We start from the raw sequence: 16,557 nt of genomic DNA on the forward strand, positions 1-16,557 counted from the left end.
AGCGCGCTGACGGGATTGATCGACACGTTCGGATCGCCGATCGGGCCGTCCACGTCGAACCGCGCCGCGAACAGCCCGCCCCCTTTCTCGGGGCTGAACAGGCGACCGATCAACGGGATGCGCCCCGGCAGCGCGTTGAAGAAATAGGCCGGCACGATCGTTCCACTCAAAGCAGAGCCTCGTTTGCCCAGGCCGATCCGCCCCTTCGCGGTCAAGCCGAGGGAACTGTTCTCGGCGACGGCGTCGTCGAGGTAGAGGTCATGCCCGTCATAGCGGAAAGGCGAACTGATCCGGTTGAACCCCATCCCCGGCCCACGCAGGGCGTCGACCAGTCCGTACAGCGTGATCGCCTGCAGCAGCTTGCCCAGCACCGGAGAGTTCCGCACCACCGCGTCTTCGATCGACATGGTCCCCGTCAACGGCGACAGGCCGATCCCCGGCGGCAGGTCGCCTTCGATCGATAGTTGTCCCTTGCTCAATCCCTTGACCGCGTCCAGTCCCAGCAGGAACCGGCCGGCATCGCCCGCCTGGACCGATAAATGCCGCCGGTCCGCCGATGGCGCCAGGCGCAGCGAAAAGCCGGTGCCGGAATCGATCGTTCCGGTCACGTCCATCAAACCGAGCTTGTCCCCGCCGCCAGAGGCTGCCATCGACAAGTCCCTCGCCAAGACATCGTGCGCCAGGACCGCACGGTCGAACCGTCCCGTCAGCGTCCACGGCGGCGTGCTGGTCGGCGGCTCGTCCGGCTTGCCGGTTTCGGTCAGCTTCGCCGACAAATCGATCACCGGTCCCTGCAAGGCGACGGCGATCGCGCCGTCGGCCGCGATGCGCACGGTGCCGCGCGCATCGGTGCGGCCCAGCACCAAGCGGTCGAGCGTCACCAGTTTGGCCTGACCCGGCGGCAGCGACACGGACCCCGCGGCCGACACGCCGTCGCCGGTCACGCTGAACCGCTCGACACCGGTCAACTGGTCGTGGAAAAGGGTCAGCACCGCCGTCGCGCTGGCGGCTCGGTCCAAAGGCCGGCTGAACGCCAGCGGCGCGAAGGTCAGTGTCGCCTTTCCCAGATCCCCGCTCAGCCGAACCGTTCCGGTGCCGTCTCGCCGTTCCACCAGATTAGCGGTCATCGCCAGCGACCCGGACAGCGTATCGGCGACCGGCAGTCCTGCGTTGGCCAGGGCGCCCACGGTCGCCTCGCCCGATGCGGTGATTGTCTGCACCGCCTGGTTCGGCGGTCCGGCGCGGAAGTCCATGCTGCCGTCAATGGTCAGCGGAATGGCGGCGATGTTGCCTGTCCCCTTCAGCGTCAACCCGTCACGGCCGACCGACATGTCGAAGACGCCGCCGTCCAGCGCATGCTTGGCGACGACGTCGGGCAGGTGGACTTGGTTCAAGCGCATATCGGCGTGGATCGCCACGTCGTCCATCTGCAGCTTGTGTTCCAGCGGAAACTGGAAAGCGAGCGTCCCCGACACGTCCCCCGCGTTCGGCTTCAACCCGATCGGATGCGCCGACAGCAGCTTCAGGCGCGGTTCGCTCAGCAGCGACAGGGCGCTGGTGACCGGGCCTTTCACGCCGAGACGCAGGTCGGCGAACTGGTCGTGCTGCATCAGCCCGGTGATCCGCATGCGGCCGTCCGAGGCGATCAGGTCCGGCTTGCCCGGACCCACGCGCTGGTGACCGCCCGTCATCAGGATGTCCAGCGTGTCCGGATCGACCAGATGCAGGCGCACCATGCCCTGATCGATCGGGGGCATGTGATCGATCCAGGTGAAGACGGCGTTCTCCACGTCCAGGTCACCGGATGCCTGGGTCACGGTGACGTCCTGCAGGCGCTCGTCGCCTTCGACGGCGAAGGACGCAGTGCCATTGGCGATGCCGCCGGTGACGTGTTCCGCGATCCAGGGCCTGGCGCCGCCGCCGATACCGGTGGGCCAGATCATCGGCAGGTCGGCGGCGTCGATATGGCCGGCGGCAACGTTCAGCGTCATTGCGATCCGGTCCGCGGTGCGGGTCAGCGTGCCGTCCACGTCGGCCACTTCCGGGATGCCGTCAGCCGCTTGCTTGAACACGAGGTGCAGGCGCGACAGCGTCATGCTCGCCGGCGATCCCGAGATGACGGCCACGCCGCTTTGAACCGGCACGGCGCCGGCACCGAGGCGGATCTGTCCGGCCCCCAGCCGTGCCGAGGCCTGGATATGAGCCGGATACCAGTTGTGGTCCAGGACCGCCCTGGCATCCAGGCTCATCGGCGCGTCGAAGACGCGCAGGAAAGCCAGCTGGCTGGACTGCGCCATCGCGGCGGGGCGGAACGGCGCGACCCGGATCTCGGCGGTGCTGTCGCCACCCGGGACGAGGTCCATGGCCGCCCTGACTTTCGCGGTTTCACGTCCCACGGTCAGCGGCGCGGTCAGGCGCCCCCGGATATGGCCGTTGCGCAGACGGACCACGTCCAGGTCCATGTGCTGCCCGCGCAAGTCGAGATGGGCGGCGGCATCGCGAAAGACGATATCGGTGTCGTGGAAACGCACCTCCCGCAGTTGCGACGGGATCTCCGGGATGTCGGCGCCCCGTCCGACCTCGGCAACGGCATCGGCGCCCGCGCGGTGGTTGAGGCTGGCCGAAAGCTGGTCGAGCGGGATCGACCGCTGCTCCTCCTCCCCGCCCGGCTCCATCGCGGCGGAATCGCGCGACAGGATCAGCAACGCGTGTTCGACCTCCACCGATCGGGGAAAAATCTTGCCGAAAATGAGGTCCGAGAAGGAAAATCCTAGCTTGGCGTCGGAGGCGGTGGCGATCTTGCGGTTCTGGGTGTCAACCAGCGAGATTTCCGATACGTGCAGGTCGATCGGTTCATCCACGCCCAGGCTGAAACCGCTCCAGGAGAGGGTCACGGCACCGAATGCCACGCGCACCGGAGCGGCGCGTTCGGTCAGGGCGGCGTTCAGGCGGTTGGCCAACCACAGCCCATTGATCGGCCGCTGCGACAATTGCCACGCACCGAACGCAAGGAGGCTGCACATTACCACCAGCATGCCCATCGCCATCAGCAGCATGCGATGCGCCGCGCGGGAGCAATGCCAGAGCACGAAACCGGAATGGCGCGTCACCGGATGATGCCGCGCGCGATGCCACCACGTTCTGTCGAGGCGTTCGCCCAATCGCCCTTCCTGCCCGGTTCGTCGATGCCTTACCAACGCGCAAACGCGTGGTCTCTTTTCAAACGCGCATGCGCTCGGTCTCTTGTTCAAACCCGCACGTGCGATGGGGATACCACCGCGCATGCGTGCGGAATCACCATAGCGCGGATTCGCAAGCGCGGCGCCCGAATGCTGCTTCAGGCGTGCGTGACGTCTACGCTTTTCCTGCCGCTAACGCGACGGATATGTATGCGGATAGATCACCTCGCTGGGGGGGCCGGGCGGGTCCGGTGGTCCCTTTTTTCCGCAGGCGGCCAGCAAAAGGCCCAGCGCCAGGGCCAGCGCGATCCCCGTCCTCATGCCAGCGCCTTCAGCCAGCGTTGGGCCTGCGCCGCGACATTGGCCGGAGCGGTGCCGCCGTAGCTTGTGCGCGACGCGACCGATGCCTCGACCGTCAGCACGGAGAACACATCAGCAGTGACGCCCGGTTCGACCGACTGCATCTCCGCCAGGGACAGCTCTGACAAACCGACGCCGCGCGCCTCGGCCATTGCCACCAGCCGCCCCGTGACGTGATGGGCGCTGCGGAACGGCAGGCGCAGCACGCGCACCAGCCAATCGGCCAGATCGGTGGCCGTGGCGAAGCCGGACCCCGCGAAGGCACGCATGCGGTCGGTGTCGGGGACCATGTCACGCACCATGCCGGCGGTGGCGGCAAGCGACAGCGCCCAGGCCTCGGCGGCCTGGAACACCGGTTCCTTGTCCTCCTGCATGTCCTTTGCGTAGGCCAGCGGCAGGCCCTTCATCACCGTCAGCAGGCCGACCAGCGCGCCGGTCACCCTGCCGGTCTTGGCGCGGACCAGTTCCGCCGCATCCGGATTGCGCTTCTGCGGCATGATCGACGATCCGGTCGTGAAGGCATCCGATAGCCGGATGAAACGATAAGGCGCGCTGCACCAGATCACGATCTCCTCGGCCAGGCGGGAGAGGTGCATGGCGGAGATCGCCGCGGCGGACAGGAACTCCAGCGCGAAATCCCGGTCCGACACGGCGTCGAGGCTGTTCGCCGTTGGCCGGTCGAAGCCCAGGGCCGCGGCGGTCATGGCGCGATCGATCGGGAACGACGTGCCTGCCAACGCGGCGGAACCGAGCGGACATTCGTTCAGGCGAGCGCGTGTGTCGGCAAGGCGGCCGCGGTCGCGGTTCAGCATCTCGACATAGGCCAGCATGTGATGGCCGAAGGTCACCGGCTGCGCGGTCTGCAGATGGGTGAACCCCGGCATCGGATCGGCGGCATGGCGCGCAGCGACCTGTGCCAGCGCCAGCATCACGTCGGCGACCTGGGCGGACAGCCCGTCAATGGCGTCGCGCACCCACAGGCGGAAATCGGTAGCCACCTGGTCGTTGCGGCTGCGCGCGGTGTGCAAACGCTTCCCCGCTTCCCCGATGCGGTCGGTCAGGCGAGCCTCGATATTCATGTGGATGTCTTCGAGGCCGGCGTCGAAGTCGAAGCGCCCGGCCTCGATTTCCTGTCCGATTGCCTCTAGACCGGCGGCGATCGCCGTCTCATCTGCGGGTGACAGGATCCCGATCCTGGCCAGCATGGCGGCGTGGGCGCGGGAACCGCGTATGTCCTGGCGCCAGAGTTTCTGGTCGAACCCGATGGAGGCGTTGATGTCCTGCATGATCACCGATGGGCCGGCGGCGAAGCGGCCGCCCCACTGCATGTTGGCCGGCGCGTTAGGTCGGTGGTCGGAGTCGGTTGGGTCGTTCACGAAGCGGGTTCCGGCGCGATGATACGGCGTCGCCACGTCCTGACCGCGGCGGCGGGCGGCACCCTAGCCGCCGTAGTCCGCCCACGCAAACCACGCGCGGCACCGCCGTCGCCATTGCATGGCCTGGTCCGGTTCGACCCACCCAAGCCGGTGCCGGACATCGCGTTTTTCGGCGCCGACGGGTCGAAGCATCACTTCTCCGACTTCAAGGGACGCGGGATGGTGGTCAACCTTTGGGCCACATGGTGCATGCCCTGCGTGGAGGAGATGCCGTCGCTGGCCGCCCTGTCCAAGACGCTGGCGTCGTCCGACATCGCGGTGATGCCGATTTCCTCGGACCGTGGCGGCGCATCGGCGGTCTCGGCCTGGTTCGGACGGCACGACATCACCAGTTTGCCGGTGCTGCTGGACCCGCACGGCGATCTGGCGCACGCGTTCGGCGTGCGGGGGATTCCCACGACATTCATCATAGACACGGCAAACCGCCAGGTGGCATCGCTGGAAGGCGCCGCCGATTGGAGCGCCCCCGACGCGGAGGCGGCGATCAAGAAGCTGGTAGCGGCGTGACGCGTTAGGTCAGCGCATCCGCCGGTTCGCGCTGGGCATCGGACGGAAGCTCCCCGTCCGGGGTGTGGACGAGGATGTCGCCCAACTTGTCGAGAAGGTAGTCCGCATCCTCGGGATCGAGGAACGACACGCATGTCAGCACACGGCTGATGACGCGGGCGCGGAAACGCTCCAGGTCCCTCGCATTGCCGTCAAAGCCCGTCTCGGCCAGCACGTCGATCACCGCTTGGGTCGCGGTCAGCAGCCGTTCGGGCATGCCGGCCTTGCGGTAGAGGGCCGTCAAGCCGTTGCGGCCGCGGTCGTGGATCAGCGCCTGCGCGTTCTCCAACGGAACGCCGCCCTTGACCGCCATCGCGATCTCGAAGAACGCAATATCCCCGGTGCACAGGGCCCGCAGCAGCAGGGTCGGCGTCAGGCGGCCGTTGTGCTCCATCTGGGTGACCATCTGGACCAGCGCCTCGTCCGAGGCGCCCGCACTCAGACGGATCATGGCGTGTTCCCGCGACCGCAGCACGAGATCGGCCGCGATCTGCGGCGGCAGGGCGTGATTGCGCACCAGATGGTCCTGCAGTTCCTTCGACACGAGCGCGGTGAGGCGCTCCGCCACGGTGATCGGCAGGGTGTTGCGCAGGACCATCGCCTGCTTGACGCTGTCGCTGTGCGCGAACCGGTCCGTCGCGTGCGTCAGGCTGGCTTCGCTGATCCGAGCGGAAGGGTTCTGCATGAGGACGACGACGGCCTGTTCGCCACCGTGGACGACCAGCGCGTCGGACACCGACTCTCCCAGGCCCCGCCGGCCGGCGATCGCCTCCTGCCGCACGCCCGACCCGCCGCGGACGATAGCGATCAGATCCTCATCCGACAGCATCAGGGAGTCGGCCAGCATCGGCAAGGCAACGGAATCGACGTCCGTCGCCAGCCGCAGCGCCACATCGCGCGGCAGGTGGCCGGCATGGCGCAGGCTGCGGGACAGCGCGGTGCGGACCTGTTCTTCGATATCGGCGGCGAGGACGCGCACGATATCGTGCGCCAGCTCGATCTCGTGCGGCGCCAGGCCCGAATCGGCCAGCATGTCCCCGATCGTCTGGCCGAGTTCCGCTCGGGCCTCGGCCGACGGGTTGGACAGCAGCCGCGTGACATCCTGTTGGGTAAGGCTGGCGGGCAAAGGATGGAACCTCCGGACGGCGCAAGAGCCTGCATCCTTACCGCGAGAGGTTGAAGGAAAGGTTAACGGCCAAGGTGTTTTGGCCAGGGTTTTGGCGGACCGTCTGGTCGTGGGGCCGTTGTATTACGGCTTGACCCCACGCCGTAGTTGGCGTTCTAAAGCGCGCCCCATTTGGATGTTGCATGAGCCCGTAGCTCAGTCGGTAGAGCACGAGACTTTTAATCTTGGGGTCGTGGGTTCGATTCCCACCGGGCTCACCATGTAACTCATTGAAGATATGGCTAATTTAGAGACCGATCGTAGTCCCCTAGCCTGCCTCGTTCGGTTGAACAGGGCATTGACGGGCCAAGCGGGTCAACGCGCGCCGATGAACCCGGTCCCCCATGGGAAGGAATAGCGCAAGCGCTGCCGCCACTGGCCGCCACCCTCTCGGCTTCAATCGCGCGCCTCATCCCGCGGCTTGCGATGACTTAGTCACATGGCGCTCTGGCTCACCGGTGCACTGTCCAGCGATATCCGTCGCAGGATCATTGGACTGGTCGCTGGCACCGGAGGTGTCTCGCTTGTTTGACACATCCGCGTCGACCGGTGCCTGCTCGCGGAAGAAGCGGGTCCCAATTGAGCTAAGGATTTCACATGAACGACCTTCCGCAGACGGGTAATGCGCGATTCTTCAGCCGCACGGGGCCTCATTCCCTGACGGCTATCGCCGCCGCGGTGGGAGGTACCTGTCCGGCAAACGAACGCCTTGTGTCGGGTCTCGCCGCGCTCGCTATCGCCACGCCAGACGAGATCAGCTTCGTCGCCGACGGCCGCCAGACTAAGATACTTGCCCAAACACGCGCTGGCGCGGTGCTCGTGAGTGAGCACCTGCTCGCTGCGGTCCCTCCGGGAACGATCCCGCTGATCACGGCCGATCCAAAGGCAGGCTGGGTGCAGGTCGCGGCACTCTTCCATCCAGTGCCAGACATCATTCCCGGCATCCATCCGACGGCCGTCGTAGCCGGCGATGCTCATGTCGACAGTACCGCGGAGATCTGCGCCCATGTCGTGATCGAGGCCGGGGCTGAGATTGGTCCTCGGTGCCGGCTGGGTGCCGGCGCGGTAATCGGAAAGGGCGTCACATTGGGTCCGGACTGCCGGATCGGGGTGCATGCCAGCATAAGTCATGCATCACTGGGCGCGCGGGTGCACATCTACCCGGGGGTGAGAATTGGGCAGGAAGGTTTCGGGTTTACCATCACGCCGCACGGTTTCCAGACCGTCCCGCAACTAGGATGTGTCGTGATAGAGGATGATGTGGAGGTGGGTGCCAATACCACGATCGATCGTGGCGCCCTGGAGGACACGATAATCGGCGCCGGCACGCGCTTGGACAATCTCGTTCAAATAGCGCACGGAGTACGGATCGGCCGTCATTGCGCAATTGCGGCGCAAGTGGGCATTTCGGGATCCGTCGAGATCGGCGACGGGGTAGTGGTGGGGGGTCAAGCCGGTTTTGCCCAGCATGTGTGTGTTGGGGCACGCGTCCAGATCGGTGCACAATCAGGCGTTATGTCGGATATTCAATCTGGCGCCGTGGTTGTCGGCAGCCCTGCCCGGCCTGCGCGCGAGGTATTTCGTGAGATTGCAACGCTTAAGAAATTGAGCCGTCCTCGCACGCCGCCGTCGGCATGATCGAGGCGTCTATCTACGATGAGAACCTCGTGGCGGCGGTTGACGGCCGCCGACCGCGCAATGCTCACCAAACGCGGAAGGAAGCGTGTGAAGCGCCGCGGCTCCGGCCTTGGTCAGCGCGAAGGTGCTAGGCTTGCGTCGTCCGCCGCTCCGGTGGTCAGGTTCGTCCCAGGCAACGAGGTTGAGCCGTAAGAGACCGCCCACCGTGATTGCATCGGGACAGTCGTTGGTCCGACGAGGTCCAGGCAGCAACGAGACGAGGAACGCCACTTGCGCAGGCGTCAACTCGCACGCATAAGGCGACGGGTCGCGTTCAAACATCGGAGCGACGAAGTATGTTCTCGTCGAACACACGTTCGTGCCGGTCAAGTTCGTTCTTGGCACGATACTGATAGTGACCTCTGGCGAGAGGCAGAAGCCTGACGATCGTATATACTCCCGGTCGAATATTTTCGTTTGATGTGAGGGAACTCACGATGACCTGGTCACCAACCGCGTATTTATGCTTCAGCATATACACCTCCCAATAGGGCGCCGCCGAAACGGCGCCACGCTGCTCAGACAGCTTGGAGGTTGACGGCCGATATCTTGCCTTGTTGCCCGCGCTCGACCTCGTAGGTTACTTGCTGGCCCTCGTTGAGAGTGGGCAAACCTGCACGTTCCAACGCTGAGATATGGACGAAGACATCCTTCGATCCATCGTCGGGCTGGATGAATCCGTAGCCCTTCTGGCCGTTAAACCACTTAACGGTACCTTTTGACATGACTGAACTCCGCTTCCGATTGGCCCCGGCTCGTATGCAGGGGTTGCGTACTTCTCAAAGCGGATAGAACTGGAACAACGCGATGGCCTGCGGCGTCGAGAGCTTCCACAGGCCGAAAAGCCCAACCGGAGCGAATGAGATGGACGCGTTGGTCAACGAAAGCAAGGCATAAATTCGTGCTCCCCCTCAAAAGGGCTGCATCGCGCTTGCTGGCGGCCCTATCACATGGTCATCTTGTATGGCAGGCGCGAGCCGGCGTTCGTGGCAGCGCATCTTCACTCATTCGGCACATAGCCTACGCGGCACTCGACGCCGAAGCTTCACTTCGACTCGCGCACGCACATATGTCGGAGGCGCAACCGCTCCGGACGCCATGCCTATCACCGCCCTGCTGCCGTCCTCCTCGCCTTCCTCTGGTTGATCGCCAACTTTATTCAGCGAGGCACCATCGGCCAGGTATTCGTGGTGATATGCATCGGCCTGGTCACGCTGGTACCGACAACGCGATCGATCAGAAGGTCATCCGCTAGGGCAATGAGGCGCCGTTCGCTGAACGCGACCAACAGAACAATGCGCCCTATTAATGGCCTTAAGGGGATTGTATTCGCCCGGCTTGTTGGAAGCGCCGGCCGCGCGCAGAGCGTCCTGCGTCGTTTGCGATAGACCGAGGGGCCGCTGCCGAAGCCTTCTTCTGCGCCTCGCGCGGCTGCCGACCCGATGTCCGCTACAGCTTGGCCACCGGGGACATTCGGGCCGGGGCCGGGTTTGTTGAACTGGTTGGGTCACCCGTGATGCCGTATTCGTTCGTGGTCTGGTTCGGTGGCGGCGGGGCGTCCGGTCTCCGGCGGCAAGCTACACGGTTGGCAGACATGAAGAGAGGGAGTTCCAGACTGTGGAGGCAGACCGATGAAAGCCCTCCTTCTACTGGCCGCGGCGGCCCTGTCCCTGGCCGGATGTGGAAGCGAGCCAACCGCGGAGCATTTCCGGGCTGCTGTCATCGCGTGCGATCAAGGTGACACAAGCATAGCGTTCCAACTGGGGGATGACTGCATAGAAGCGAAGGAAACTTACTATTCCAAGTACGCTCCCGGGCCCGACGCTTTCCCGAGCGCTGGCGTTCATTGATGATGATGGATGGCGACGACGAGCATGAGTGAAGTCTAGCCGCTGTAGCCAGCGACCTGAACCCGGACGTTATCCAACAATCCAATGCGGCGGGCGCAGCGAAGCCCCGGCGAGCAACCCTCGATCGGTGCCATTGTCGAGGAGCTTGTCGAACACCATCGTACGGAGCTTGAGCGAGAGGCTGGCGCTTTTCACAAGCAGGAACTAGCGAAGAAGCGGTAGCGAGCGGCGCGGGGGTGAGGCTCAAGCGCGCCATACCGCCTCACGCCGGGTAAATTTCATAACGATGCCCAGGCGCCAAGAATGGAGACTGCGGTCAGGGGCAAGTTCTCTCGACACCCCGCGGCGTTGATGCCATCCGCCATGCCCTGTATCTCCGCAATCATGTCTAGCGATAGCAGTAACGGTAACCACCACGGTCCTTACCCTGGCTTTCCTGTCACGGCCGCGGGATTGGCGGAGAACTCGACGAACGCTGCGGGTGACGGACCAGAATGCCAGAATTCTTTCCGTGTTCTGCTTGTTAACTGGAGCCTGAAGAATCGCGGCGGCACCGAATCAGTCATCAGGGACATTGCCCTCGGCCTTCACGCGCGCGATTTGGCGCCGCTGGTCTATGCGCCTTCCCTCGGCCCTATTGCGGAGGAGATTGCGGCGGCGGGCATTCCGGTCGTTGACGACCTGGCGCGCATCGGGGATCAGCCCGATATCATCCATGCACAGCACTTCTTCACCACCGGCGAGGCGCTGATTCACTTCCCACGCGTCCCCGCGATCCATTTCTGTCATGGATGGAGTCCTGCTCTCGAACGGCCGCCCCGCTTCCCCCAGATCCGTCGTTACGTCGCAGTCTCCGAATGCACGCGCGACAATGTCGTCAACCGTGAGGGGATCAGCGCGGAGCGGGCCATGATTCTGCCGAATGCGATCGACCTCGCGCGCATCCCCGCCCGTCCCGAACCGCTGCCTGAGCGACCGCTGCGCGCGCTTGCTTTCCTCCCACGCGCGAGCGAGGCGATCCTTCCGGTGTTGCGCACGGCGTGCGAGGAGCGCGGGATTGCCTTTGCCGTCGCCGGCCTCGATCGCGAAGAGGCCAACCCGGAGCGCATCCTCGTCACGCACGATATCGTCTTCGCCACCGGGCGCAGCGCGATCGAAGCGTTGGCCGCCGGCTCGGCAGTGATTGCCTGCGACGGCAACGGTTTCGGCGGCTTTGTCACGCCCGAGACCTATGATCGTTTCCGGCGGCACAACTTCGCGCTGCGCGGCCTCACAGGAGCGGTGACGCCGAGCGCCGTGGGCCGTGAGCTCGATCGCTACGATCGCGCCGACGCGGAGACTGTCGCTGCACGGCTACGCGCTGACGCGGACCTCGACCCCTACCTCGACCAGCTCATCTCGCTCTACCGAGCCGTGATGGCGGAGCATCGCGCCGATCCTCCAGCGGGGCACGCCATCCGCGCGGCTGTGCAGCGCTTCCTCCACGAGGCCCTGCCGCACCCGCTGGTCGATTGTGACACGACCGGGAACAGGCCGGGAGTTCTGCCCGACCACAGTGCCGAGCTTCAGACGGAGCTCATTGCGACCCACACCGCACTCACCGCCGAGCGGTCCGCCCATGACGAGATGCGTTCCGCATTGTCTGCTGCGCAGTCGGATCTCGCGGCCGAACGCTCTGCGCGAGCGGCGCTGGAAGTCGAGAGCGGAGCGTGTCGGGAGGCCCTAGCCGCGATCCACCGCTCCACCTCCTGGCGCGTCACTGCCCCCGGTCGCTGGCTCAGCAACCTGTTCGTACGCCTGCCCTTGCGCCACTCGGCGCGAGTGTGAGGGACCTGCTGCTCATCGCCTGCCGGTATGGCCAGGTACACGGCCAGGCTGTTGCGCTGCTCGCTGACGTTGCTCTTCCGCGTTCTGCTCTGCCCGACATGCCGAGGCCCGTTGCGCAGTTTCCTCCGGCTTCAACATGATCACGTAACCGGGCAATGTCGGCGGCGGTCCACAAGGATCGCCCCGCATGCACCACTGGGCTTTGGCCGACACGCTGCAAAGGAGTGAGCCAAGGGAAATTGCAACGATGAAAGCGATTTTCACCTCTGGCCCTGTCAATGAACTGGCGTGCTAACGCACATGGCGTGAGCACGCCACTAGCTGCTCCACCATGAGGATGCCCTCGCACGGTTCCATCCCTCTCCCTTTGGAACGTTACCTATGGCGACAAAAAATTACAATATATGCCGCCAGTCGTGAGTTGGGACGATGCGCCTGTGGAGGGTCGATGCCTGCGGGAGTCGAGCCGCCCGCTCCTCATCGTCAGGCCCATCCCGTCACCCTGACGCTGGACTCGCTACCTGATGACCGAGGACCGCTGATGCGGCCGTCGCGTTGGACGGCAGCGAAGCTAGGTGGCATCGGCCATAAGCACGCGCCGCCCTTCGGGTACTTCAGGAAGATGGGAAATCACGAACCCCCCACTGGCCATCTTCCTTTCAATGGTTGTATTCATCGCCCGAAATCACAACGAGAGGTAGGGAGGGGATGCGTAAATCCTTCCATTTCTTATGCATGCTCGCAGGCGTAGTGTGCTGCACAATGCTGCTAGGTGCACCTCACGCAAAAGCGCAACCTATCAATGTCGGGCCAAATGCCTCCGTTTTCGCTCAACCGTGGTGGACCTGCCAGCGAGATTTCTACGTCGCTACGACTGGCGATGACGCAAATGCGGGTACAAGTGCCGCACCCTGGAAGACTCTACAGCATGCAGATAGCGATAGAATCGCCGGCGATTGCGTTCACGTTGAGCCAGGCACATATGCTCAGGGCGTCAACATTCAACACGGCGGGAATTCCGCGAACGTTGATGGTTGGGTAGTCTGGACTTGTACGGAGCTTGATGCCTGTCAGATCACTGCTGCCGGTGTTGAAAGCGACCCTTCATTCCGAATTATCAACACCGATGGTAGCGGCCCTAATTACATTGTCATCAACGGCTTTGACCTCGCGGCCTCTAGTGCCGTGCCATATGGGGTTGGCGTTTATACATCCAACAATCCTGGTGGCGCTCCGATTGCCGCGCGGTCTGTTCACCACCTTGTCGTATTAAATAACAAAATTCATGGCTTTGGCCAAGCTGGGGTTAATACTAATGAAGGCGACTGGCTCTTTGTGGAGTGGAACGAAACCTACAATAATGCGTCCGTCACCTGCGATGCTCAGGGGTCCGGCATCACATTTGTCGTGTCGAAAGACGTACCAAACTATACGCCGACCGGCTTCGATATTGCTTGGGGCACATGGACCTACGGTAACTATACGTATGGGCCGTTTAGGCAAGTCGTTCTGTACAACAACTCCCACGACAACGCCGTCACCGCATGCGGTGACGCCAGTGATCCTTACGACACCGATGGCAACGGCATCATCATCGACACGATGAACGGTGCCGGTGTCGACGATGTTTGGTATTCTGGTCGCACGCTAGTTTCAAACAACACCGTCTATAACAACGGCGGCAAGGGTATCCAGGTTTTCAGGTCCGCACATGTGGATGTGCTGAATAACACCGCTTACGATAACAATCTTGATCCTTGGGAAAGCGCTATCCCACGAGGCGAGATCAATTTCAACGGCGTTATCGATGGAAAGGTGTATAATAATGTAGCTATACCCGTCCCGGCAACGAGTGCATCCGATAGCCGCTGCCATGGAGCGTCTTATGGAACACCTCCCTATGTTTGTCCACTCATGTCCAATGTTTCTCTGTTGGCCGGCAACAGCAACGGAGCAGGTGCTGTCGTTGACAGCGGCAACTCGTTTCTAAACAATGTTACACAAGGGGGAACAGTTGATATTTGGGGTACTGACAAATGCGACGGGGGGATTGCCATGTTTGACGGTGATTACTTTCCTTTTGCTTGCACGTCGAACAAGATCGGCGTTTCGGCGATTGGTATTCCGGATTTGATGTCAAATAACTTCATTCCTAGTGCGACCAGCCCAGTCGTAGGCTATGCGTTAACCAATCCAGCGCTCAATTCGGACAGCGGCGCTTGCGACCACACCCTTACAGGAAGCTGCCCGTAACACCGCATAGACGGTCGGATGAATTCGATCGTCTATTCTCCCTCTGTGACCGGTACGATCAGCAGCGCGGACATCAAGACGGCCGCGCCGCAGCCGGATGCGGTTATCGGAAGTTGAACCCGAATCCGACAGAGACGCCAGGCGCGGGGTACGCCACAGGCGGAGGCGCATAATAAACGGGTGGCGGAGCGGCATAATACCCTGGCGCCACGTAGGCTGGAGCATACGGGTGCCAATGATGCTCCCGCCATTCGTGCCAGGCATGCTCTCGCCACTCGTGCTCACGCCATTCGTGCCACCGGTGCCAACTCCGGGCACCGTCGTCATCTGCCCGCGCAGGGGCCACTGTTGCCAGAGCTCCGAGGATTCCGAAGGCCGCCGCAGCGATTGCGATCTTTCGCATGACCATCTCCTGACTCAGGATCCGAGTTCTGCTCGGCATCCTGTCCTAAGGTCGGTGTCGATTGCGGCGGAAGCGCGGCGCATTATTGACCATTACTGATCCAGCCCGACTGTATGACGATCCCAACCGGCTCGGCATACCGACTTGGCCAAGGACGTCAGCAGCAGCCCGTGCGGCTCATTGTTCTTGGTCATCCGCCCAAGCTGCCGCCATTCGCATGTCACCACATTGACGTGAGCCCAGTCCAAAGCTTGCAGCCGCGCTTCGCCGACACGGGACCACGATGAGGAAGCGGGCGATGTCACGCCAGACAGGTTCCCAAAGCTTGGCAGCGGCTGGGCCGGCGGGCTCGCACTATCGAGGCGCACGGGTTCGCTGCAATGTGGCCCGCGTCCAGACACCAGTCCAAGAAGCGAGATAATGCCCCGAACCGGGCGCGGGCATCATCTCCTGCATCGCTGGCGTCCAGCATTTGGCGGATTTTCTGGGTCGGGCCGCCGTTTGCCTGTTTTCGGCTCAATGCCACGCGGCCGATATGCGTAGGACCAGATCATCGAGGTGGCATTGACGATCAATGCGCGGCCCCTGCACGCCTTACCCCGCACGGTCAGGCGGCGGCCCGTTGCTCTGCCCTTCAGGCGTGGTCGTTCACGATCGCGGTCTTCACCGAGTCGGTAAGTGCCCCCAAAGCGTGTTCCGCCTGACGGACCATCTCAGTGTCGGGTGCATGCGCCTTGATCGCAATAAGAAAATCCACCGCGGCGCGATCAATCGCGTCGATTGCCCGCTGCTGGCGATGGTCCATAAGGGCTGTGTGTGGCACTGTCTTTGGCTTTCATGGGTGATTACCCCTCACGCTTCCAGCGCGCTTAAACCAGGGCGGCCCTATCACATGGTCATCCTCATCCTGAATGACAGGCGTGACCCCCATTCGTGACACCGCGGCGCCGATGTCGCTGCGGACCAAGCAAGCCTCAGCGGCGAACCGTGGCCAGGGACGGGCGAACGGTTGAAGGAGATATGGATCTTCGCGTCGGCAGCCTCGTCAATCGCCATCCTCCTGCTTTGTTGAGATCCTCGGCGTCCCTCTCGAAATGGCGTCCGCCCGGTCCCGATATTCCTGCGCCAGCTCCTTGAGCGCCTTCAGCGCGCGCTGGTCCTTGATAGTCCTAGCCATCCGGTCGTACCGTTCGGCCATTGCCCGCAATGCGTCAGGATTGTCATCCACGGCGCCGGACCTTTCCGTGAGCACACATGATCCTGTTCTGCATTCTGCATTTATCGTGGGGGTGAAGAACGGATGCGCATCATATTGCGGCGGTCTTCACTCAACTCATGCGGTGCAACTCTAAGCGGCGCTTGAGGCTGCGTCCTCACTGCCATGTGCACGCTGCAACTCCTCGTCGCTGATGGCGACGAGTTGAGCAATGTCAACTTCGGCCGGCAGGCAGCGGCCCAAGTCCTGCACAAGAGGATGCAGTTTCGGATGTCCGATCAGGATGGCGGAAACCCCGCGCTTACGCGACCTGGCCATCTGCACGAGCGCGGCGCCGTTGGACCGCTCGCGATCGAACTCGATTTTGGTGATCAAAAGCTCGATCTTGCGCGCTTCGTCCAAGGCGGCCATCGCGTCAAGCGCGTCCGTGTACTGCCTGATATCCGACGTGAATCGAGTCAGTGCGTCGGCGGCGGCCGCCCGAAACGCGCTGTCATCATGAACGAGAACGATCCTGGCTGGCATCTTGCCCTCCGATCCCGAACTGCATCTGATTTCCGATTACAGCCAGATTTTGGGAAAACCGAGACGGCTTTTCAAGATAGCGGAGCGTCCCCTCGAGCCGGTGCGTTCCAAATTCGCCGG

At 63.3% G+C, this 16,557-nt stretch carries 12 protein-coding genes and 1 tRNA gene; 5 read left to right on the forward strand and 8 right to left on the reverse strand.

Annotated features, from left to right (window positions below; genetic code table 11):
• The 3 genes from VHB27_RS18130 to argH all read right to left on the reverse strand — a co-directional run.
• Positions 1-3,161 (reverse strand): AsmA-like C-terminal region-containing protein (locus VHB27_RS18130; protein ID WP_325603098.1); only part of this gene is annotated, 3,161 nt, incomplete at its 3' end.
• Positions 3,162-3,371: 210 nt separating this feature from the next.
• Positions 3,372-3,500: an LPS translocon maturation chaperone LptM gene (gene lptM / locus VHB27_RS18135; protein ID WP_325603100.1), complete on the reverse strand. Its 129-nt coding sequence runs from the start codon at positions 3,498-3,500 to the stop codon at positions 3,372-3,374.
• Positions 3,497-4,867 (reverse strand): argininosuccinate lyase, encoded by a 1,371-nt coding sequence (gene argH, locus VHB27_RS18140; protein WP_325603173.1) that lies wholly within the window; start codon positions 4,865-4,867, stop codon positions 3,497-3,499. The genes lptM and argH overlap by 4 nt, the downstream gene beginning before the upstream one ends.
• 66 nt (positions 4,868-4,933) lie before the next feature.
• On the opposite strand from argH, the gene VHB27_RS18145 reads away from it, so the two are divergent.
• On the forward strand, positions 4,934-5,482 hold the full coding sequence (locus VHB27_RS18145; protein WP_325603102.1) for a TlpA family protein disulfide reductase: 549 nt from the start codon (positions 4,934-4,936) through the stop codon (positions 5,480-5,482).
• A 4-nt stretch (positions 5,483-5,486) separates the two neighbouring features.
• Here VHB27_RS18145 and VHB27_RS18150 read toward each other — a convergent pair whose 3' ends face one another.
• Positions 5,487-6,647 carry a DUF2336 domain-containing protein gene (locus VHB27_RS18150; protein ID WP_325603104.1) on the reverse strand — a complete coding sequence of 387 codons (1,161 nt, stop codon included), beginning with the start codon at positions 6,645-6,647 and terminating at the stop codon, positions 5,487-5,489.
• A 184-nt stretch (positions 6,648-6,831) separates the two neighbouring features.
• Between VHB27_RS18150 and VHB27_RS18155 the strand changes: the two genes are divergently transcribed.
• Both VHB27_RS18155 and lpxD read left to right on the forward strand, forming a co-directional pair.
• Positions 6,832-6,907: transfer RNA gene (locus VHB27_RS18155), tRNA-Lys, on the forward strand.
• A 376-nt stretch (positions 6,908-7,283) separates the two neighbouring features.
• The gene (gene lpxD / locus VHB27_RS18160) at positions 7,284-8,324 is read left to right on the forward strand and encodes a UDP-3-O-(3-hydroxymyristoyl)glucosamine N-acyltransferase (RefSeq protein ID WP_325603106.1); all 1,041 of its coding nucleotides are present in this window, start codon (positions 7,284-7,286) and stop codon (positions 8,322-8,324) included.
• A 557-nt stretch (positions 8,325-8,881) separates the two neighbouring features.
• Here lpxD and VHB27_RS18165 read toward each other — a convergent pair.
• Entirely contained in the window at positions 8,882-9,088 is a 207-nt protein-coding gene (locus VHB27_RS18165; protein ID WP_325603108.1) for a cold-shock protein, read from the reverse strand.
• Between the two features lie 1,428 nt (positions 9,089-10,516).
• Here VHB27_RS18165 and VHB27_RS18170 point away from each other — a divergent pair.
• Together VHB27_RS18170 and VHB27_RS18175 are read left to right on the forward strand one after the other, a co-directional pair.
• A complete protein-coding gene (locus VHB27_RS18170; protein ID WP_325603110.1) occupies positions 10,517-12,040 on the forward strand; it encodes a glycosyltransferase in 1,524 nt (507 codons plus the stop codon).
• A gap of 708 nt (positions 12,041-12,748) precedes the next feature.
• Entirely contained in the window at positions 12,749-14,293 is a 1,545-nt protein-coding gene (locus VHB27_RS18175) for a right-handed parallel beta-helix repeat-containing protein (RefSeq protein ID WP_325603112.1), read from the forward strand.
• A 1,037-nt stretch (positions 14,294-15,330) separates the two neighbouring features.
• Here the strand turns inward: VHB27_RS18175 and VHB27_RS18180 are convergent.
• The 3 genes from VHB27_RS18180 to VHB27_RS18190 all read right to left on the reverse strand — a co-directional run bounded on the left by VHB27_RS18180 (position 15,331) and on the right by VHB27_RS18190 (position 16,437).
• Entirely contained in the window at positions 15,331-15,501 is a 171-nt protein-coding gene (locus VHB27_RS18180) for a hypothetical protein (protein WP_325603114.1), read from the reverse strand.
• A 240-nt stretch (positions 15,502-15,741) separates the two neighbouring features.
• The gene (locus VHB27_RS18185) at positions 15,742-15,924 is read right to left on the reverse strand and encodes a hypothetical protein (RefSeq protein ID WP_325603116.1); all 183 of its coding nucleotides are present in this window, start codon (positions 15,922-15,924) and stop codon (positions 15,742-15,744) included.
• A 120-nt stretch (positions 15,925-16,044) separates the two neighbouring features.
• Positions 16,045-16,437 carry a hypothetical protein gene (locus tag VHB27_RS18190; protein WP_325603118.1) on the reverse strand — a complete coding sequence of 131 codons (393 nt, stop codon included), beginning with the start codon at positions 16,435-16,437 and terminating at the stop codon, positions 16,045-16,047.
• Between the last annotated feature and the right edge of the window lie 120 nt (positions 16,438-16,557).

The organism is Rhodopila sp., assembly GCF_035548235.1.
Classification (GTDB): domain Bacteria; phylum Pseudomonadota; class Alphaproteobacteria; order Acetobacterales; family Acetobacteraceae; genus Rhodopila.